The following is a 21160-nucleotide window of genomic DNA, read 5'->3' as shown; positions in this document are numbered from 1 at the left end:
AAATGAAGTGGAAAGAACAAGCCGTTATACTTGGTACGCGCCAATATGGTGAAACAAGTGTTATTCTTGAGATTATGACACGTGAACATGGTCGTTATATGGGAGTGGTAAAAGGGGGGCGCTCGCGTCGCATGGCAGCTCTTCTTCAACCTGGAAATTTTGTGGAGGCTGAATGGTGGGCTCGTTTAGACGAACATTTGGGACTTTTTCGGCTTGAAGCTCTTGATTTACATGCGGCACGATTAATCTGTCTACCAGAAGCACTTTATGCTTTGCAATTGATAGCTTTTCATTTGCGGCTTCTTCCCGAACGTGATCCGCACCCCATTTTATATGATATTTTACACCTTTTTATGCAGAATTTTGATGAACCATTTGTAAATGCAGAATTGCTTGTACGTTTTGAAATGCGGCTTCTTGAAGAACTTGGTTTTGGTCTTGATTTATCTTGTTGTGCTGCAACAGGTCGTCAGGAAAGGCTTCATTACGTATCACCAAAATCTGGTCGGGCTGTCTGTGAAGAAGCAGGAGAACCTTGGAAAAAAAAACTTCTTATTCTACCACAGTTTCTTGTACAAAGAATGACTCGTCCTGCTGATTTTAGTGATATAATAAATGGTTTTATACTGACGGGTTTTTTTCTTATGCGTCATGTCTGGGAGCCACGAGATATAAAGCAGCCATCAGTGCGCATGAATTTGATACAATTGTTTGAGCGCCAATTTGGTGTACAGGCATTAATTTGTTGATCTGATGATAATTGAATGGGAAAATGAGAATTTTAAAGACAATTGCTGAAGTTCGCCAATATACTTCAGAGGAACGACGTTTAGGTTTTTCGATTGGTTTTGTTCCAACAATGGGGGCATTGCATGATGGTCATCTTGCATTAGTACAGTATGCAAGAGCAATGTGTGATCGCGTAGTAGTTTCTATTTTTGTCAATCCAAAGCAATTTGGACCTCATGAAGATTTTTCTCAATATCCAAGAGATTTGAAGGGCGATTGTGCTTTGTTAAAAGAAGCAGGTGTTGAATGTGTTTTTGCTCCTTCTGTAGATGAAATGTGGCCACCAGGAAATGACACAATTGTACAAGTGAAAAAATTATCACGTATTTTGATGGGAAAATTACGTCCAGGGCACTTTTGTGGTGTAACAAGCGTTGTTGCTAAACTTTTTAACATTGTCCAACCAGATAAGGCTTTTTTTGGGGAAAAAGATTTTCAACAAATTTTAATTATTCGGCGTATGGTTGAAGATTTGGCTTTTCCTATTGAAATCGTTGGAGTTCCTATTCTACGGGAGTCAGATGGTGTAGCTTGTTCTTCACGCAATCAGCTTTTAACATTAGAAGATCGTAAAGCTGCCAAAATTCTTCCTGAAAGTGGAAAAGCTGCTGAAAAGCTTTACCATGAAGGTGAACGGTCGGTTGATAAATTATGCAAAACTGTTCATGATATTTTACAACAAGAAACGCGTGCAATCATTGAAGCGATAGATTTACGGGATATGGAAAATTTATGCGTGATTAGAGGAACATTGAATAAACCAGCAGTTTTACTTCTTACTGTCCGCTTTGGTGAGGTAAGGCTGATTGATCAATATATATTGCAAGAGAAGGGTGGAAAATGAGTGTACATAAAACCGTAAAGCGTATAACATCTTCCGAAATACGTGCAAGAAAGGGACAACAGCCAATTGTTTCTTTAACAGCTTATCAAGCTTATACTGCGCGGATTGCTGATCCATATTGCGATATCCTTTTGGTTGGTGATAGCGTTGGGATGGTTGTGTATGGGTTTGAGACAACGCTTCCTGTTAATTTAGATATGATGATTTTACACGGGAAAGCCGTGGTGCGTGGATCTCAAAAAGCTCTTGTGGTTATTGATATGCCTTTTGGTTCTTATGAAGAAAGTCCAGAACAAGCTTTTTTTAATGCATCGCGTATTCTTGCTCAAACGGGGTGTGGTGCAGTTAAGCTTGAAGGGGGTGTTTATATAGCAGAAACAATAGATTTTTTGTGTAAACGTGGCATTCCAGTGATGGGGCACATTGGTCTTACACCCCAGGCGGTGAATCGTTTTGGTGGCTTCAAAACACAAGGACGCAAGGAGAATGATTGGCAAAGAATTGAAGCAGATGGAGCAGCGATTGAAGAGGCAGGTGCTTTTGCTGTTGTTTTAGAAGGGATTGTCGAACCTTTAGCGGTGAAACTGACAAATAAGCTTTCTATCCCTACGATCGGTATAGGGGCGTCTAATCAATGTGATGGACAAGTATTGGTTATGGAAGATATGTTGGGCTATGGTTCTCATGTGCCAAAATTTGTACGCCGTTATGGAGACCTTGAACAAGCCATGGAAACTGCAATAAAGAATTATGCAGAGGATGTCACATCTCGTGCTTTCCCAGCGGATAATGAAGTTTATAAACTAAAATAAACTTCAGTTTAAGATGAAAGGTTTGACAAGAGAACATTTGTTGTTTTGATAATAAATGTGCATTATTTAATATATTTTGTATACAATTTGAGCTGTGATTTTTTCCATTTCTTGAATGGAGTCACGCCTCTCATGCAAAACAGAACGCCATTGGGTCGCTAATTCACGTGCTTTTTTAAAGAGAGCTTTCTTAAGGCACCCAATCCTATTTCGCGACGGCGTTCGTGAATAATATAGTGGTAAGTCCCTTATGAAGTGTATAAAATTTATAGAGCACTCCCGTCTTTACGCTTCATAAGAAAGCAAGCCGGCATCATCACACACTTTGCCAATTTTCAATGCTGCGACAGCGCTTAGCACTTGAGATGGTTCATAAGAAGCATTTTAACTCTTTCTTTAAAAAATTTTACCCACACGCCACCCGCTTGTGGTGTGCAAGAGAATGATTTTGATTGATTCAATATAAACAGATTTGAAATGAGTGAAGCTTACGATATTAGGAGCTCTCATTCAAAATGAAAAAACAATGAATTATTATTATAAGTCAGTGTGATGAGTCTGTAATGACAAGGAATCAACAATGCGAAGAGTCTATAATCTTTGGGCATCTAAGTCATTAAAGCGCGTTAAAAATGCGTTTTCAATGTGTTGTGTAGAATAAGGGGATAAATTAAGATCATCGGGTAGAATATTATTGGGAGAGCCAAAATAGTGAAGGGCTTCTTCTGTATTAAATCCAGCAAGCGTAATCGCTTCATAATAGGCAGCAATACGGTCGGCTTGTTTAATTTTTTTTAAAAGTTTTTGAGAAAGATCAACGGGAAGAGAAAAGCGCATGTGGATAGCATCTTGGATGCGCTTTTCAACGCGTTCATATTGTTTTCCTATGACAGCTTTAAAAGGGGAAATCATATCGCCGATGACATATTCTGGAGCATCATGAAGAAGGGTATAAAGACATTCATTGCTTCCCGATTGTGGAAAAAGTTTTTGAAATATTTGTTCAACCAAAAGTGAATGTTGTGCAACAGAATAGGCATGCTCTCCTCGTGTTTGACCGTTCCAACGTGCTACGCGAGCAAGTCCATGGGCAATATCTTCAATTTCAACATCAAAAGGAGAAGGGTTGAGAAGATCAAGTCGCCTTCCAGAGAGCATTCTTTGCCAAGCGCGGGCTTCTCCATTTTTTAATAATTCAGCTTTAGCCATGAGTGTTTTCTATAGTATTTTCAGGAAAGGTAAAATTCATATTTTCAGCAATGCTTATAGTGACAGGAATGTTTTTTACAGTAAAGGGGATGTTATGATCCATAGCATCTTTGACGTGGTCAATACGCATTAAAGCAAGAGCCTCATTTTCTACACATGTTCCCAAGTAGCCAAGCACTTTTGTTCCTGCTTCAATGCTAGATTGAGGGGTTAATTTACACTGGCCTTTTACAATAAAAATACGGCGACGTGCTGCACGGCGGTGGTGCATTCGTGAAACAATTTCTTGTCCAATATAACATCCTTTATTGAATGCAAGTCCATTGATTTGATCGTAATTAATATCATGAGGAAAGACTTTGCCAATTTCATAGTCTTGATCACTTTCCGCAATTGCATAACGGATACGCAATTGATTCCATGTGTCATGATATTCTGAAGTCAAAAAAGGTTTTTTGCCATAGATTCGTATTATTTTTTCTTGTTGTGGGAAGCGTTTATCAACAAAACTTGAATCAAAATTTAAAGCATCTGATTCATTATTCAAAGAAACTGTAACAAGCTCTTGGAATGGTTGTGTAATTTCTACTTTTTTGCGCAGCTTATAGAGCAACAGACGCTTATGGAGCGTATCAGCTAAAGGCATTCTGATATCAATCAAGTAACCATCTTCTTTTTTTCCGATAAGAAAATCAGCAAGAACCTTTCCTTGTGGGGATAAAAGGGCTCCAGGGAAAAGTTCCTGTGGACTGATTTTTTTTACATCTGTCGTGATCAGGGATTGTAGAAAATCTGTTGCTTCTTCACCTGTAATTTGAATAAGCCCGCGGTTTTTTAAGCAAATGGCATTTTGTTTTTCAATCATGGTTCTTGCCTTTCTGCTCAAAGTTACATAATCGATAAGTGAGCAATATGTAAGGAGCGTGGTTATGTTTAAAACATTTGATACAATTTTTAAAGGTGCAACACTTGTGAATCATGATGGAAGAAGCAAGCGTGATATTGGTATTACAAATGGTCGTATTGCTGAAATAGGCGACCTTACATGTGCATCGGCTAGTGAGGTCATTGATTGTACGGGGCTTCATATTTTACCAGGAGTTATTGATAGCCAAGTGCATTTTCGTGAGCCAGGAAATGAATATAAGGAGGATTTGGAAAGTGGCTCGTATTCTGCTGTGTTAGGGGGTGTTACGGCAGTTTTTGAAATGCCTAATACCAATCCATTGACAACATCAGAAGAAACATTAAGCGATAAGGTTCAACGCGCATTTCATCGAATGCATTGTGATTTTGCATTTTGGGTTGGAGGAACGCGTGAAAATGCTCATGAACTATCTGAATTAGAAAGACTTCCTGGTGCGGCTGGAATTAAAGTTTTTATGGGGTCCTCTACCGGTGATCTTTTGGTTGATGATGATGAAAGTGTACGCCTTATTTTGAAGAATACACGCCGTCGTGCGGCTTTTCATTCTGAAGATGAGGCGAGGCTCAAAGAGCGTAAAATATTGCGTATTGAAGGGGATGCATCGTCACATCCGATTTGGCGTGATGAAGTTGCGGCATTAAAATGTACGCAGCGTTTGGTAAAAATTGCTCATGAGACGAAGGCTCGGATTCATGTGTTACATCTTTCGACAGAAGAAGAAATTGATTTTCTAAAAAAACATAAGGATGTTGCAACAATTGAAGTGACACAACATCATTTGACGCTCACGGCTGATGATTATAAGAAGTTTGGTACATTAATTCAGATGAATCCGCCTATTCGTGAGCCGCGCCACCGTGACGCTCTTTGGTACGGTGTTCAACAAGGAATTATTGATGTCTTAGGTTCAGATCATGCGCCTCATACTCTTGAAGAAAAACTTCAACCTTATCCCTCTTCACCTTCAGGTATGACAGGCGTGCAAACAACAGCAGCAATTATGTTGACACATGTGAATGCAGGAAAAATATCTCTTGAACGTTTTGTTGATCTCACTTCACATGGCCCTAGTCGTATTTTTGGTATAAGTTGTAAAGGGCGCATTGCTGTTGGGTTTGATGCTGATTTAACCATTGTTGATCTTAAGCGAGAAGAAATTATTACGAATAGCTTAATTGGTTCGCGTACCGGTTGGACACCTTATGATGGTCAAAAAGTTAAAGGTTGGCCTGTTGGGACTATTATCCGTGGTATGCGCGTTATGTGGGAAGGTGAAATTGTTACACCTTCACAAGGAGAGCCTGTTAAATTTATAGAAACTTTGGTGTAAAAAAATTAAAATTATAAGTATGCCGTAAAATACCATCTTTTAGAGTGGTGATATAGGGTATGTCAGCCTCTTTGGCACATAAGTGTTTTTTTATGCGTGGTAAATATTTTTAGGCTTGTTTTTAGAAACTATGAAGCAAATTACATGAGTGGGAAGCCAAGAGGAAACTTATTCAACAAGAACCTAGATTATTTACAGAGCAAATTTAGTTAAAAATCTTTGTCCGTTAAAGTGTGGGGAGGAAGCCAAAGAACAGTTTTGTATGGGGAAAAAGGCGCATATGAATAAAAGCGTATCAAGACATTATTCTTTAAACGTCTCTCTATTTTCAGAGCTGGTTTATTGCTCCCCGCATTTGTGAAAGGAGTATCATTGATATCGCTAAGATTGAGAGAGCTACTTTTTGTATAGATTAATTATTTATAATGCATGAGGAGGTTTTCAGATAAAATTCTTCCTTCCTCAATGTATCTTTGGTTGGCTTCAATGGCTGCTTGTGTACAATGATGATAATTTTCTGAGAAAGCACGATACGCTTCATTAAACGCTTCATAAAAATAAGCACGTCTTTGTGGAATGGGGCGTTCTGCTTCAATCAGTGCATTCATATAGTCATACCATTGGTTTGTTGGAGGCTCGCAAAGATTTTGGAGAGAATGCAATGATCCCAAAATTTCTGCTAGTCGGAGTAATTTTTTTTCATAAGGTGGAGATTGTTGTGCAAAGGTTGGCATTGAAATGACAAGAAATATTAAAATAATGATGTTTATCAATCTATTATGCATTATTTTTATTGCTTTCTTTGAATAAAACTCTGTAAAGATAAAATAATTTTGTCATGAGAACGGTGTAAAAAATAAAGTTAATTGCTACATTATTCTCAATTATTGATTATAAAATATAGGGCGTAAGAGGTAGTAAGGAACCCATTGTGGAATATTGAAAATACTGACGAAGCTTTGTGTGGTTAAAAATTTAAGATTTTCTGCCTGCAAGCTATCTATTTTTCACATAGATTTATATTGTATTGCCTATAGATTTTTTTCTAAGCTCATTTTCTTTAAGGAGGGAAAGCATCTCTAATGATAGAACGCTTTTGTCCAATCAAATAAAATAGATTGTTTTTATGATAAACGATGAATACAGCCGTAAATACAATGGGAAAATGGTAAGAAGAATTTACTATAAGATACAAGTTTTTAGCTTAAACCGCGTAATACAATGATTTGAGATAAGATACATCTAAAAGGATCGGTGCATAATATCGTCCATGGAGTCAATAAATGAAAGAGTTGCGATTTTATAATACGCTAACACGTAAAAAAGAAAAATTTACACCAATAGATGCGACAAGAGTACGTCTTTATGTTTGTGGACCGACAATTTATGATTATGCGCATATAGGAAATGCACGTCCTGTTATTGTTTTTGATATTTTATTTCGCTTATTGCGTCATGTTTATGGCAATGAGCATGTTCTATATGCGCGTAATATTACAGATGTCGATGATAAAATTAATGCACGAGCAGCTAGCGAATATCCAAACGTATCATTGAATGAGGCTATTCGTCACTTAACAGAACGTACATATTCTCAGTTTCAACAAGATACCATAGCACTTGGTTGTCTGTTGCCAACCAGTCAGCCACGCGCCACTGAGCATTTAGAGGAGATGCGCTCTTTAATTGAAAGGTTGCTTGAAAAGGGGCACGCTTATGAAGCGGAAAATCATATATTATTTTCTGTAAGTAGCATAAAAAATCCTCCCCATTATGGGGCATTTGCAAATCGTTCTTTAGATGAAATGAGGGCGGGGGCGCGTATCGATGTTGCTGCTTATAAAAGGGAAGAGATGGATTTTGTTTTGTGGAAGCCTTCTGTGGAAGGAGAACCAGGTTGGGAATCACCGGGCGGAATTCCTGTTTTAGGTCGTCCAGGTTGGCATATTGAATGTTCTGCAATGTCAATGGCAAAGTTATTAGCGCCCTATGGCGGTGGTTTAACCTGTGATGATCCGACCGCCAATGTTTTTGATATCCATGGTGGTGGAATTGATTTAATTTTTCCTCATCATGAAAATGAGATTGCACAAAGTTGTTCAGCTTTTGGGACGGAGCGAATGGCTAATTTTTGGATGCATAATGGTTTTTTACAAGTTGAAGGCAAAAAGATGTCGAAAAGCTTTGGCAATTTCATAACTATTCGTTCTGTTTTAGAGAATAATTTTGGGGAGTTTAATGGTATTTTAACCGATGAAATGAAGCAAAATTGGGCTGGTTTGTCTGCGCGTTTTTCGATGTTGCAAACGCATTATCGTGAACCATTAAATTGGACAGCACAGCGTTTAATAAAATCGAGCAGCGAACTGTATCGTTGGTATGAATGGCTTCGCAGCAAAAAGAGTGAGATGAAAAACAATGAAGCAATTGATGATACTTTGATAGATGCACTTAGTGATGATCTTAATACTCCAAAAGCACTGACTCTTTTGCGAAAATTTTATAAAGAAGGAAATGCTTTGGCTCTTCTGAATGGGATGAATTTATTAGGACTGTTAAGACAAGAATGGATTAAAGAAATAGATTGCCCATTATTTATGAGAAAAACTTTCCTTGATACAAAATTTATTGATCAGCGCATTGCCGAAAGACTAAGACTTATCCATAATAAAGAGTGGGAAGCAGCGGATACAATTCGTGATGAGCTTGCAGCCGAGGGGGTTCTTTTAAAAGACAGTAAGGATCCGCAGAGTGGTGAGCGCATAACTGTGTGGGAAATAAAACGATTTTAATTTCTCTATTCCTGCAGCTTCATAAAAAAGGAGAATATGATGGAATTTTTATATCATTATGGATATATCGCGCTTAAACTGGCTGTAGGTCTTGTTGCCTTCTTATTTATTTTAAGAACGACGGGGCGGGGGAGTCTTAGTCAGATGACACCAGTTGATTTGGTCAGTAATTTTGTCATGGGAGGTATTATTGGAGGAGTTATTTATAATCAGAATATTAGTAGCATTCAATTATTGCTTGTTTTATTCATCTGGCAAACCTTGATTACATCTTTTAATTTTATTGCACGCTATTCAGTTTTTTTTCGTCGTCTTATTGCAGGGCGGAATGTCACATTAGTTTTAGATGGAGTTTTCCAAATGGATAAGATTAAGAGCTTAGGGATCAATATTAATGATCTCATTACGATGTTACGTCTTAAAGGGTGTCACTTACATGAAGCTGCTTTTGTTCGTTTGGAAACCAATGGTGATTTCACTGTCATTAAAAAGGAAGAGGGAAAGAAATCGACGATTTTAATAGAAAATGGTGAAGTTATTGATGAGGGACTTAAAGAGATTGGTAAAACAAAAAAGTGGCTTCAGGCAGAATTGAAAAAAAAACATGTAAAAGTTGAAAGTTTATTCGCAGCAGAGTGGTATGAAAATATAGATCAAAATAATAAATTGTATAGTGGATTATTTCTTGTTCCTTTTTCAAAAACAGTCTAACTTCAAAAAACGGGTAGGTATAGCTTATTGGAAGCTCCGTAATGAAGAGATGAATCTATAAACAACCACAGAGGGTATTTTACCTGTTTGTGCGGATGATAGAGAAGTAAGGACTTTATGAAACGCAATGAAATGACAAAAACTGTATCATCAGATACAGGGAGAACTCTGCACACACTTTACAATTTATGGCCCTATATGTGGCCAGTAGGTCGGCGTGATCTAAAAATGCGTGTGTTGTGGGCAATATTTTATCTTGTTTTGGCTAAGCTCGTTCTCATATCTGTACCGTATTTCTTTAAATATTCTACGAATGTGCTTGATTCAAGCTTTCAGCCACCTAAATGGTTCCCATCCAGTTGGATTATTCCCATCATGCTCGTTTTGGCATACAATGTCGCGCGTATTATGCAGGCTGGATTAAATCAATTACGCGATTCTCTGTTTGCCACTGTTGGTCAATACGCTGTTCGTCAATTAGCTTATAAAACCTTTGTACATATGCATGAGTTATCTTTGCGATTTCATTTGGAACGCCGAACAGGTGGGCTTTCTCGTGTGATTGAGCGTGGAACAAAAGGAATTGAAGCGATCGTAAGATTTTCAATTCTTAGTACAGTACCAACAGTTTTAGAATTTATATTAACGGCACTGGTATTTTACATAAGTTATGGGTGGCATTATCTTCTCATCGTTGTTGCAACAGTTGGATTATATATCGTGTTTACCATTAAGGCGAGTGATTGGCGTATTCGCATTCGGCAAAAAATGAATACAGCGGATACTGAGGCGAATACTCGCGCTGTTGATTCTCTTTTGAATTTTGAAACGGTCAAATATTTTGGTAATGAAACTCTAGAAGCCGATCGATTTGATGCTTCTATGGTAGGTTATGAAAAAGCCGCAACAAAGATTTGGACATCGTTAAGCTGGCTTAATTTTGGTCAGACTCTTATCTTTGGTATTGGAATGACGATCATGATGCTGATGTCAGCTTATGAAGTTTTTTATAAGACACAAACTTTAGGAGATTTTGTTTTTATTAATGCGCTTTTAATGCAACTTTCCATTCCACTAAATTTTATTGGTTCAATGTATCGTGATATTCGACAAGGTCTAACGGATATTGAAGCAATGTTTGATCTTTTAGATGTTCAGAAAGAGATCGTTGATAAATCGGATGCTAAACCGTTAGAGATAAGCGATGGGACCATTTGTTTTCATCAGGTAAAGTTTTCCTATGATTCGAGACGTCAGATTCTCAGAGATATTGATTTTGAAGTTCCTGGAGGAAAAACAGTCGCTATTGTCGGTCCATCGGGTGCCGGTAAATCTACTATTTCTCGGTTGCTTTTTCGGTTTTATGATGTTGATGCAGGCTCTATCACAATTGATGGGCAGGATATTCGTGACGTAACACAAAAGAGTTTGCGTGAAGCGATTGGCATGGTCCCACAAGATACGGTGTTATTTAATGATACAATTGCCTATAATATTTGCTATGGGCGTCCAAGTGCTACAGATGAAGAGATGCGCAAAGCTGCTGAAATGGCACAAATATCAAAATTTATTGAAATTTTACCGGAAGGTTTTCAGTCTATGGTAGGAGAGCGAGGTCTCAAATTATCAGGTGGTGAAAAACAACGCGTGGCTATTGCTCGGACACTTTTAAAAGCTCCTCCACTTCTTATTCTAGATGAAGCAACGGCGGCTCTTGATACGGCGACGGAACAGGAAATTCAACAAGCATTGGATATTGTAAGCCGTGGACGTACAACATTGATTATTGCTCACCGTCTTTCTACTGTTATCAATGCGGATGAAATTTTAGTTCTTAAAAGTGGTCGTATTATTGAAAATGGGACGCATACAGAGCTTTTACGCAAGAAAGGTCTTTATGCTTCAATGTGGAATAAGCAGCTTGAAGCATCGCAAGCGGAAGAAAAATTACGTAAAATGCGTGAAGAAGATGAGACGAGTGTTGTTAATCGTAAAAAATAAATAGAGCAAAATGTAATCTATATCTTTATATGGAGTGATTGATTAAATACATAAAAAGACACAAGAGGAACAAAAAGCTTTGTTGCTTGTTTAAGTTTACGATGAATAGGAAATTATATGAGTATTCTGCAATCTTTCCATAATAGCTTTGTACCGGTTCATAAAGAAGGTTATCCTTTTATTGTAGCGTTTTTTGTTATTTCGCTCATTCTTGGTTGGATATGGAGTCCGTTGTTTTGGTTTGGTCTCGTTCTCACGGTGTGGTGTGTATACTTTTTCCGTGATCCAGATCGTGTGATCCCTTTGAATTCAAATTGGGTTATGTCGCCTGCAGATGGGCGTATTTCATTTGTGGAATCATGTGTTCCACCTGAAGAATTAGGATTAGGGAAAGATGAAATGATCCGTATTTCCATTTTTATGGATGTTTTTTCATGCCATATTAATCGTATTCCTATCAGTGGTACAGTAGAGTCTATCGTTTATCAGCCAGGTCGATTTACTAATGCTGACTTTGATAAAGCTAGTCAGTTTAATGAGCGTAATGGGGTGGTAATTGATAGCAAACATGGTAAAATTGGTGTCGTACAAATAGCGGGAATGGTTGCGCGCCGGATTGTTTGCTGGTCAAAAGAAAACGATGCCGTTATGACTGGTGAGCGATTTGGATTGATTCGTTTTGGTTCTCGCCTTGATGTTTATATACCAACTGAAATGAAATTGCGTGTTGCAGTTGGACAGACAGCAATTGCTGGAGAAACAGTTTTGGGTTCTTTTGATGATAAGAGTGCCACAACGGACTTCAGATACGATTAGGACTCACAATGAAAAATTTTTCGCCATTTTCTTCATTCAATCCTGAGGGGCAGCATGATGATGTTGCAAATCGGCGGCGTTCACCTACATCAATGCGGTATGTCATTCCTAATATCATTACTATTTTAGCAATTTGTGCAGGGATGAGCAGCATTCGTTTGGCTTTTGAACATCGCTATGAAGCTGCTATTTTAATGGTGCTTTTGGCCGCAGTTTTAGATGGTGCTGATGGTCGCATTGCCCGTTTAATAGATGGTAGTTCATCTTTTGGGGCACAGATGGATTCTCTTGCTGATGTTATAAATTTTGGTGTTACCCCTGCACTCATTGTTTATTCTTTTATCTTGAATCAAGCAAATCACATTGGTTGGGTTGCTGCCCTTGTTTATTGTGTTGCTTGTTGTTTGCGATTAGCACGTTTTAATGTGATGTTAGATAATCCCAATATACCTAAGTGGCAGAAAAGTTATTTTGTTGGTGTTCCAGCACCAGCAGGAGCATTATTACTTTTATTGCCTACCTATTTAGGCACTCTTGGTTTGGTCCCCAATTGGGGGTGGGCATTATTTTTTAGTCTTTATACTGTAATTATTGCTTTTCTTTTGATTAGTCGTTTACCGGTATGGAATGCAAAAACAATTGATCAAAATTTAAGGCGCGATATCGTTATACCGTGCATGTTGGTCATTGTTATTTATGTCGGTTTTCTTGCGACTTACACATGGGAAACTTTATTGATTACAGCTGTTAGCTATATGATTTTTCTCCCTTGTAGTTTTATCGCTTATAATAAACGTGCTACTTTAGAAGAGAAAAAGGCTGATGCTAAAGCTATCCAAGAATTATAAAGTGCTTCATTCTTCTGTCGAAAAGCACAGGAAAAAGAGAGAGTCAAACGATTTACTTCTCATATGATGATCAATCAGGTACATGATAATCTACAAACCGATTTTTATGGACATTAAAGAGTTTTCCAGTTTCCTTTAAATCAGGTGATAACAAATGGACTATCTTTTTTGCAACCTCTTGTGGTGAAGGGAGAGTTTGTGGATCTTCACCGGGCATAGCTTCAGCGCGCATGGCAGTGCGTGTGGCACCAGGGTTGACACAATTAATCTTAATAGGGGTTTGTTTGAGTTCTTCTGCCCAACAGCGGGCAATCACCTCTAAAGCCGCTTTAGAGGCTGCATAAGCTCCCCAGAAAGGGCGCGCAGCATGCGCAACGCTTGAGGATAACAGGATGGCTCGTCCAGCATCAGATTCACGTAATAAAGGCTCAACGGCTTTCATTAAGCGCCATTGGCTGAAAAGATTTATTTGAAAAACATCTTCAAATACCGTGTTTTCTATATGCGCTATTGGTGAGAGTGTTCCAAGAATTCCTGCGTTTGCAACGATAATATCAAGTTTTTTCCAGCGTTTGGCAATTGAGATAGCAAGGGTATCGATGTTTTCCATATGATGCAAGTCAAGGGGAACAAGGGTTGCATGAGCCCCTTTTTCTCGGATTTGATTATCTAATTCAGTAAGTCCACTGACTGTTCGTGCAAGAGCAATAATATGAGCGCCGCGTGCAGCAAGCTCGAGTGCTAAATAATAGCCAATCCCTCTTGATGCGCCAGTAACAAGTGCAACACGCCCATGGAGACTAAAGTCACGTTTTGTCATCATTAATCTCTTGTTTTAAGAACAAATGATTGATGAATTTTGGAGAGATTTTCTTGATCAACCAGATGCGTAGGATAATATCCAGTAAAATAATGGTCAGTAAATTGTGGGTCGGCGTTATTCCGTTTTTCCCCTGCTACAGCAAGATATAATCCATCCGTTGAAAGAAATTCTAATGAATCCGCTCCAATAAAATCACACATAGATTTTAAATCTGGATATTGATTTGCTAAAAGGTTTTCAGCTTTAGGTGTATCAATACCATAAAAGTCAGGATAAAAAATCATAGGGCTAGAAATGCGCATATGAACTTCTTTTGCTCCTGCATCGCGAAGCATTCGTACAATTTTAAGGGATGTTGTTCCACGTACAATAGAGTCATCAACCAGAATAACACGTTTTCCTTCAATCACAGGACGGTTTGCCGAATGTTTTAACTTGACGCCAAAAGCGCGAATTTGTTGTGTTGGTTCGATAAAAGTGCGGCCAACATAGTGATTACGAATAATACCAAGCTCGAAGGGAATTCCAATTTTTTGTGCATAGCCAATTGCAGCAGGCGTTCCTCCATCAGGAACAGGAACCACAACATCACCCTCACAAGGGGCTTCCTGTGCTAAACGGCTTCCCATATTTTTGCGTATTGTATAAACACTACGCCCTCCAACGATTGAGTCTGGGCGGGCAAAATAAACATATTCAAACAAGCAAAGTTTTTCTGGTTTTGTATTTTCTGGTTTTATAATTTTTTTCGTAATTTCCCCATTTTTTTGTATTTCACATATGATGATTTCTCCATTTTTAACATCACGGACATATTTTGCTCCAATAATATCAAGAGCACAAGTTTCAGAACAAAAGATAGGCTTACCATCAAGTTCCCCCATCACGAGAGGTCTAATTCCTGTTGGATCGCGTGCCGCAATAAGTTTTGTACGTGTGAGCGCTAACATAGCATACCCACCTTCTACTTGCCGAATCGCATCAACAAAACGATCAGAGGACGATTCATAACGTGAGCGGGCAATAAGATGGAGAAAAACTTCTGAATCCGACGTTGATTGACAGATAGCACCAGAAGCGATGAGTTCACGGCGTAATGTGAGACCATTGGTAAGATTACCATTATGCGCAATAGCAATACCTCCAACTTTCAATTCAGCAAAAAGGGGTTGAACATTGCGTAATGCCACTTCTCCAGTTGTTGAATAACGGGTATGTCCAATAGCACGATTTCCTGGTAAGCGTGCAAGTGTTGCAGGGTTTGTATAGTGATCTCCAACAAGACCTAAATGCTTTTCTTGATGAAATATTTTATTATGGTAAGAAACAATCCCAGCTGCTTCTTGCCCACGATGCTGAAGTGCGTGGAGTCCAAGAGCTGTTAATGTTGCGGCATCTTCATGCCCAAGAATACCAAAAACTCCACATTCTTCATGAAGGGTATCATCATCTAATGAAAATTCTTGACAGAAAACATCGCTTTTTATCATCATATTCTTTCAGTTGTGATATGGAGGAATCATTAATATCACATTTTACATCATTTAGTTCTCTTTCCTCATGAAAAACTATTCTCTATTTTTTGAAAATTATCTTTTCATGAGAGTGTTGCTCATACGTATGTTTATTGCTGTCTTTAAACAAATTTTCCGTCTTTTCGAGAACAGATCCAATATCTTTTGGGAGTATTTCCCAAACTTTTTGTCCCAATGAATCTAAAATAGGCCTTGTTTTTGCATTTTTTAACCAATTCGCTTGAAGCTCGGGTTTAATCAGTGCATTAAGCAGTAACATACCGATGACCATGATAAGTAAACCACGAAGTGCTCCAAAAATAAAACCAATAGTACGGTCAAGGATACCAATTCGACTATCGATAATAAAATCAGAGATCTTCATTGTAATAATTGAAGTAATAATGAGAACAATAATAAAAATTGTGACCAATGTTGTGATCAATGCAATCATTTTATTAGAGAGATATTGTTCAAAGAAAGGTAAGACAGGTTTGAATAAAAACAGTGTCGTAACAGCTGCAACTGCCCAAGAAATCAACGATAACACTTCACGTGAAAATCCTCGAAGCATAGCAAGAAAAGCGGACAACAGGATGATTACTACGACAATTCCATCAAGGATTGTTATGATCATTTGTTTGTTCCTTATACATAAAGTTGTGTTCTTTTAAGTCTGTGTGCAAATATATTTTTTTTTATGCCATTTTTTGTTCTTATAGCAAGGATCTTTTGTATTTTATAGAGTTTTTTCTATATTATCATATCTGCGGTGCAGATCATTTTTTACTTACGGTAAGAGTAGCAACGAGTTCGGGAAGGTCGGAGAAAGTTTTTTGTTGAAAGTTGAGCGACTTCATCATTTCGGTTGTTGTTGTGGGGTGAAAGGCTCCTTGAAAGCCGAGTTTTTTTGCTTCATTGATGCGCTGTGCTGAATGTGCAACAGCGCGGGTAGCTCCTGAAAGACTAACTTCACCAAAATATACATAATCCGTTGGCAATGCGATATTGGCAAGAGAAGATACCAAAGCAGCGGCTACAGCTAAATCAGCAGCGGGTTCTGATATGCGATATCCACCTGCTACGTTCAGATAGACATCATGCTGTCCAAAACGAATGCCACAATGGGCTTCTAAAACGGCAAGAATCATAGAAAGGCGATTTCCATCCCATCCGACAACCGCACGTCTTGGTGTCCCAAGGGAAGAAGGAGCAACAAGCGCTTGAATTTCTACGAGTATCGGGCGAGTCCCTTCCATTCCTGCAAAAACAGCAGCGCCTGGTGCTTTTTCATTACGTTCCCCTAAAAATAATTCAGATGGATTTATCACTTCGCGTAATCCTTTATCAGACATTTCAAAGACACCAATTTCATCTGTTGGTCCGAAGCGATTTTTTACAGTTCTAAGAATGCGATAATGATGTCCTCCTTCACCCTCAAAATAGAGAACGCCATCAACCATATGTTCAACGACTCGAGGACCAGCAATTTGTCCATCTTTTGTAACATGCCCAACAAGAACAACGGCGGCTCCTGTTTTCTTGGCAAAGCGGATCATTGCCTGAGCACCGATACGTACTTGTGTGACAGTGCCAGGTGCTGAATCTGCTGTATCTGACCATAGGGTTTGAATCGAATCGATAATCACCATATCAAGGTTTTTATGTTCGCTTAAGGTTGCCAGAATATCTTCAACATTGGTTTCAGCAGCAAGTTTCACTTCTGTATTGTTAGCTTCAAGCCTTTGTGCGCGCAGACAAATTTGCGCAATAGCCTCTTCACCTGAAACATAGATGACATTATATCCTTTACGTGATAAAGCAGCGGCTGTTTGTGTCAGCAATGTTGATTTACCAATACCCGGATCACCTCCAACAAGGAGTGCTGATCCACGGACAAAGCCCCCACCGGTAACACGATCAAGTTCAGCAATACCAGAATGAATACGTGGAGCATCTTCGATATTTCCAGAAAGAGATGTGAGTGTGACAATGCGTCCTTTACGAGCATTCTGCTTAGGACCACTTCCTATGCCGCTATTTATAGTTTCTTCGATAAGAGAATTCCATTCCCCACAAGCGCTACATTTCCCTGCCCAACGAGAATGGATGGTTCCGCAATTTTGACAGATAAATTGAATACGATTACGCGCCATATCGATTTAACCAATTTGCTCTGGAAGATAATCATTATCTTCCAGGTCACTGAATCGTGTGAAAGAAGACTGAAAGGCAAGTGGCACGATTCCTGTCGGTCCATGACGTTGTTTTGCAACAATAACATCAGCTTTTCCAAAAACTTTGTCCATTGTCTCTATCCATTTCATATGTTCAAGGCTACCGAACTTTGGTTCTTCATTTTTGAGGTAATATTCTTCGCGATAGACAAACAGAACGATGTCGGCATCTTGCTCAATAGAACCAAATCCACCTAAATCTGAAAGTTTTGGGCGTTTATCTGTTCTGTTTTCAACTTGATGTGAAAGTTGTGAAAGAGCAATAATAGGGATATTTAATTCTTTTGCTAAAGCTTTTAATTCTGCAGTGATTTCTTGAATACGATATTCAGATGTGTATTTTAAATCACTTGTCATGAGTTGGATATAATCAATAATTAAGACATCCAAACCATGTTTTTGCTTGAGACGCCGAGCACGGGCAGCCAGTTGTGAAACTGATATTCCTCCAGTTTGATCAATATAAAGGGGTGCCTTTTGGAGCTGATTTACCGTACGAATAATTTTTGAAAATTGTTCATCTGAAATATGACCACGTCGAATATCAGAAGAAGAGACTTCCGTTTGTTCAGAAATAATACGTGTTGCAAGCTGCTCTGAGGACATTTCAAGTGAGAAGAACCCTACAACGCCGCCTTCATTTTCTTGGATATTACCATTATGATTATAAGCATTGGCAATATTAAAGGCAATATTGGTAGCAAGTGAAGTTTTACCCATACCAGGGCGTCCCGCAAGGATAATTAAGTCGGATGGTTGTAATCCTCCCATTTTTTCATCAAGTGTTTGAATATGAGTCGCTACCCCTGATATTTGCGAAGAGCGCTTTTTTGCAGCACTTGCTATATCAACAACTCTTTTGATAGCTTCATCAAGACTGTCAAATCTACTATCGCAGTCTTCTTTTTTTTCTAGCATAATTATACACTTTCCTTTTGTTAGATATCAGTTTTTATGCAATTTTATATCAAGAATATTTTGCATGTTGTAGAATTTTCTCTGTGCTGTAGTATTTAAAACACTGCTTGTTTTTTATATTGCGGTAACTAGGGTAATTTTTCAGATAGATTAGAAAATATTTTTGTTAAAAGGTTAGAGGTTGTCCTATAAAGAGGAAAGTTTCTGATATTCTACATAATAGTCAGCCTTGCACAACAGCAGCAATTATTTTTGAATTTAAAAACAAGAAAATGAGTGTCTTGTGAGAAGGAGTTTTGTAAAAGAAGGAACAATATAGAAAGATTTAGATTAGCTATGGATTTTAATATATGTACCCCACTTACAACATTAAGAGATGTGTTATCATTTCATGCAAGAAGAATGTTATTAAATAGCAAATAACGGCGGCTAGAATCATTGAAAAATGATTCTTTGTAAGAAATTTCATTCTTGATAAGAACTACATTTTTTAATGAGAAGAATGGTTTCACAATTTTGACAGATAAATTGAATACGATTGCGCGTCATGTTGATTTAACCAATTTGCTCTGGAAGATAATTACTATCGGCCAGATCACTAAAGCGTGTGAAGTCAGATTGAAAGGCAAGGGGAACGATTCCTGTCGGACCATGGCGCTGTTTTGCAATAATAACATCAGCTTTTCCAAAAGCTTTGTCCATTATTTCTAGCCATTTTTGATGTTCCAAAGTGTTTAGTTTTGGTTCTTCATTTTTGAGATAATATTCTTCGCGATAGACAAACAGAACGATGTCGGCATCTTGCTCAATTGAACCAGATTCACGTAAATCTGAGAGCTGTGGACGTTTATCTGTTCTATTTTCTACTTGACGTGAAAGTTGAGAGAGAGCGATAATAGGAATATTCAATTCTTTCGCTAATGCTTTTAATCCTGTGGTAATTTCTGTGATCTCTTGAACACGATTTTCTGATGAACGCTTTGAACTGCTTGTCATGAGTTGGATATAGTCAATAAACAAGATATCTAAACCATGTTGCCGCTTGAGACGCCGCGCACGAGCAGCTAATTGCGTAATTGATATTCCACCAGTTTGATCAATATAAAGGGGTGCCTTTTGTAGTTGGTTCACCGCACGAATAATTTTTGAAAATTGTTCATCTGAAATATTACCACGCCGAATATCAGAAGAAGAGACTTCTGTTTGTTCAGAAATAATACGGGTTGCAAGCTGTTCGGATGACATCTCAAGTGAGAAGAATCCTACAATGCCGCCTTCATTTTCTTGGATATTGGCATTACGATTATAAGCATTAGCAATATTAAAGGCAATATTGGTAGCCAGTGAAGTTTTACCCATACCAGGGCGGCCCGCAAGGATAATTAAGTCAGATGCTTGTAATCCTCCCATTTTTTCATCAAGTGTTTTAATATGGGTGGCTATCCCTGATAATTGTGAAGAGCGCTTTTTCGCAGCACTTGCCATATCGATAGCTTTTTTAATAGCCTCATTAAAATTTTCAAATCCACCTCCATATTTCCCTTTTTCTGCTAGCTCAAATAACTGATTTTCAACAGTTTCAATTTGTTGGGTAGGCGTGAGTTCTACAGGAGCATCAAAGGCTGTATTGACAACTTGAGTTCCAAGGTTAATCAAAGACCGTCGGATAAAAAGATCGTAAATGACGCGTCCATAATCTTCAGCGTTAATAATAGTGACTGCCTCTGTGGCTAAGCGAACAACATATTGGTATACAGTAATATCTCCAATTTTTTCTTCCATTTGGATATAGGGCTTGATTGTAACTGGATCTACACGTTTTCCTGTTTTAATAAGATGAGATAAAACATGATAAATTTTTTGATGCAATGGTTCAAAAAAATGTTCTGGTTTTAGAAAATCTGAAACGCGGTCAAGAGAATCATTGTTTATAAAGATGGCACCAAGCAATGCCTGTTCAGCTTCAATATTATGCGGAAGTTGCCGAAAAGAAGGAGAATCCTCTTTCTTTGAAGAGCTGACATTAACAACGTTAGTTTCTTCCATAATATTTTTCCACTAAAATTCTAAGTCTAGCTACTTTAGGCGATAAATTGAAAATCGTATAATTAAAAGAATAGAGCGACAAATCTTCATTTTAAGTTAAAATTATATAATTTTTTGAAACTCTCTTTTCGTTCCTCATTTATCATTTGTGTATTATTTATATAACGTCTATCTATTTTATTTTATAATATGTGATTTTAAAGTGGAAGTTTTGCTACTCTAAATTTAAGTATTTTTAAGTTACTTAACCTTAAAATTCCAATATCTGTGTAAGTAGAATTATTTTTTTATAACTGAAATTATTTCAGATCATGTGAGGATATAATCAACTTAACGCTCATACAAACTTTAGCCTTAAGGGTAGAACTTTAAATTATTTTTGCTTTATATGCTGGAAAACAAAAGACATTTCCTCTTAGTGATATTATCATTCTCGGCATGTAATGCCTTTAAATAGTATATTTCTAATTCTTTCATAAAAATTAGGTTCTTTATGTACGATAGCCATAAAATACTCACTTTTAAAGTGTGAGTATTTTATG

At 37.9% G+C, this 21160-nt stretch carries 17 protein-coding genes and 1 pseudogene; 9 read left to right on the top strand and 9 right to left on the bottom strand.

Annotated features, from left to right (window positions below; all coding sequences use genetic code 11):
* The first annotated feature begins 2 nt into the window (after positions 1–2).
* The 3 genes from recO to panB are packed head-to-tail and all read left to right on the top strand — an operon-like array spanning position 3 to position 2445.
* On the top strand, positions 3–749 hold the full coding sequence (gene recO, locus ACFIL7_RS09320; RefSeq protein ID WP_375617640.1) for a DNA repair protein RecO: 747 nt from the start codon (positions 3–5) through the stop codon (positions 747–749).
* 23 nt (positions 750–772) lie between these two features.
* Positions 773–1633, top strand: coding sequence for a pantoate--beta-alanine ligase (gene panC / locus ACFIL7_RS09315; RefSeq protein WP_375634313.1), 861 nt, complete (start codon positions 773–775; stop codon positions 1631–1633).
* A complete protein-coding gene (panB, locus tag ACFIL7_RS09310) occupies positions 1630–2445 on the top strand; it encodes a 3-methyl-2-oxobutanoate hydroxymethyltransferase (RefSeq protein WP_375634156.1) in 816 nt (271 codons plus the stop codon). Before panC ends, panB begins: the two co-directional genes overlap by 4 nt.
* Before the next feature lie 591 nt (positions 2446–3036).
* On the opposite strand, the gene ACFIL7_RS09305 is transcribed toward panB, so the two are convergent.
* Together ACFIL7_RS09305 and ACFIL7_RS09300 are read right to left on the bottom strand one after the other, a co-directional pair.
* Positions 3037–3654, bottom strand: a complete 618-nt coding sequence (locus ACFIL7_RS09305; RefSeq protein ID WP_375634154.1) for a YfbR-like 5'-deoxynucleotidase — start codon at positions 3652–3654, stop codon at positions 3037–3039.
* On the bottom strand, positions 3647–4519 hold the full coding sequence (locus ACFIL7_RS09300) for a YgfZ/GcvT domain-containing protein (RefSeq protein ID WP_375634152.1): 873 nt from the start codon (positions 4517–4519) through the stop codon (positions 3647–3649). Before ACFIL7_RS09300 ends, ACFIL7_RS09305 begins: the two co-directional genes overlap by 8 nt.
* 64 nt (positions 4520–4583) lie before the next feature.
* Between ACFIL7_RS09300 and ACFIL7_RS09295 the strand changes: the two genes are divergently transcribed.
* The gene (locus tag ACFIL7_RS09295) at positions 4584–5912 is read left to right on the top strand and encodes a dihydroorotase (protein WP_375634150.1); all 1329 of its coding nucleotides are present in this window, start codon (positions 4584–4586) and stop codon (positions 5910–5912) included.
* 416 nt (positions 5913–6328) lie between these two features.
* On the opposite strand, the gene ACFIL7_RS09290 is transcribed toward ACFIL7_RS09295, so the two are convergent.
* On the bottom strand, positions 6329–6697 hold the full coding sequence (locus tag ACFIL7_RS09290) for a TIGR02301 family protein (protein WP_375634148.1): 369 nt from the start codon (positions 6695–6697) through the stop codon (positions 6329–6331).
* A 498-nt stretch (positions 6698–7195) separates the two neighbouring features.
* Here ACFIL7_RS09290 and cysS point away from each other — a divergent pair, with 498 nt between their 5' ends.
* The 5 genes from cysS to pssA all read left to right on the top strand — a co-directional run bounded on the left by cysS (position 7196) and on the right by pssA (position 13080).
* Complete coding sequence (gene cysS, locus ACFIL7_RS09285; protein ID WP_375634146.1) at positions 7196–8704, top strand: cysteine--tRNA ligase; 1509 nt, start codon at positions 7196–7198, stop codon at positions 8702–8704.
* A 39-nt stretch (positions 8705–8743) separates the two neighbouring features.
* Entirely contained in the window at positions 8744–9415 is a 672-nt protein-coding gene (locus tag ACFIL7_RS09280; protein WP_375634302.1) for a DUF421 domain-containing protein, read from the top strand.
* Positions 9416–9532: 117 nt separating this feature from the next.
* Positions 9533–11416 carry an ABCB family ABC transporter ATP-binding protein/permease gene (locus ACFIL7_RS09275; RefSeq protein WP_375634144.1) on the top strand — a complete coding sequence of 628 codons (1884 nt, stop codon included), beginning with the start codon at positions 9533–9535 and terminating at the stop codon, positions 11414–11416.
* A 117-nt stretch (positions 11417–11533) separates the two neighbouring features.
* A complete protein-coding gene (locus tag ACFIL7_RS09270; protein ID WP_375634142.1) occupies positions 11534–12232 on the top strand; it encodes a phosphatidylserine decarboxylase in 699 nt (232 codons plus the stop codon).
* 8 nt (positions 12233–12240) lie between these two features.
* The gene (pssA, locus tag ACFIL7_RS09265) at positions 12241–13080 is read left to right on the top strand and encodes a CDP-diacylglycerol--serine O-phosphatidyltransferase (protein WP_375634140.1); all 840 of its coding nucleotides are present in this window, start codon (positions 12241–12243) and stop codon (positions 13078–13080) included.
* Positions 13081–13150: 70 nt separating this feature from the next.
* On the opposite strand, the gene ACFIL7_RS09260 is transcribed toward pssA, so the two are convergent.
* From ACFIL7_RS09260 to ACFIL7_RS09235, 6 genes and pseudogenes are all read right to left on the bottom strand, one after another.
* Positions 13151–13900: an SDR family NAD(P)-dependent oxidoreductase gene (locus ACFIL7_RS09260; protein WP_375620812.1), complete on the bottom strand. Its 750-nt coding sequence runs from the start codon at positions 13898–13900 to the stop codon at positions 13151–13153.
* Between the two features lie 2 nt (positions 13901–13902).
* Positions 13903–15396 (bottom strand): amidophosphoribosyltransferase, encoded by a 1494-nt coding sequence (gene purF, locus ACFIL7_RS09255; RefSeq protein ID WP_375661828.1) that lies wholly within the window; start codon positions 15394–15396, stop codon positions 13903–13905.
* An 82-nt stretch (positions 15397–15478) separates the two neighbouring features.
* Positions 15479–16054 (bottom strand): CvpA family protein, encoded by a 576-nt coding sequence (locus ACFIL7_RS09250; protein ID WP_375634135.1) that lies wholly within the window; start codon positions 16052–16054, stop codon positions 15479–15481.
* Between the two features lie 142 nt (positions 16055–16196).
* The gene (radA, locus tag ACFIL7_RS09245) at positions 16197–17573 is read right to left on the bottom strand and encodes a DNA repair protein RadA (protein WP_375612937.1); all 1377 of its coding nucleotides are present in this window, start codon (positions 17571–17573) and stop codon (positions 16197–16199) included.
* Positions 17574–17579: 6 nt separating this feature from the next.
* A pseudogene (locus tag ACFIL7_RS09240) lies at positions 17580–18524 on the bottom strand (DnaB-like helicase C-terminal domain-containing protein); the annotation flags it as partial.
* 603 nt (positions 18525–19127) lie between these two features.
* Positions 19128–20618, bottom strand: coding sequence for a replicative DNA helicase (locus ACFIL7_RS09235; protein ID WP_375617652.1), 1491 nt, complete (start codon positions 20616–20618; stop codon positions 19128–19130).
* Between the last annotated feature and the right edge of the window lie 542 nt (positions 20619–21160).

The organism is Bartonella sp. AP3QHHD (assembly GCF_042195765.1).
In the GTDB taxonomy this organism is placed as follows: Bacteria; Pseudomonadota; Alphaproteobacteria; order Rhizobiales; family Rhizobiaceae; genus Bartonella.
Note: the sequence above shows the minus strand (reverse complement) of the source record. Positions and strands in the feature narration are given on the sequence as shown.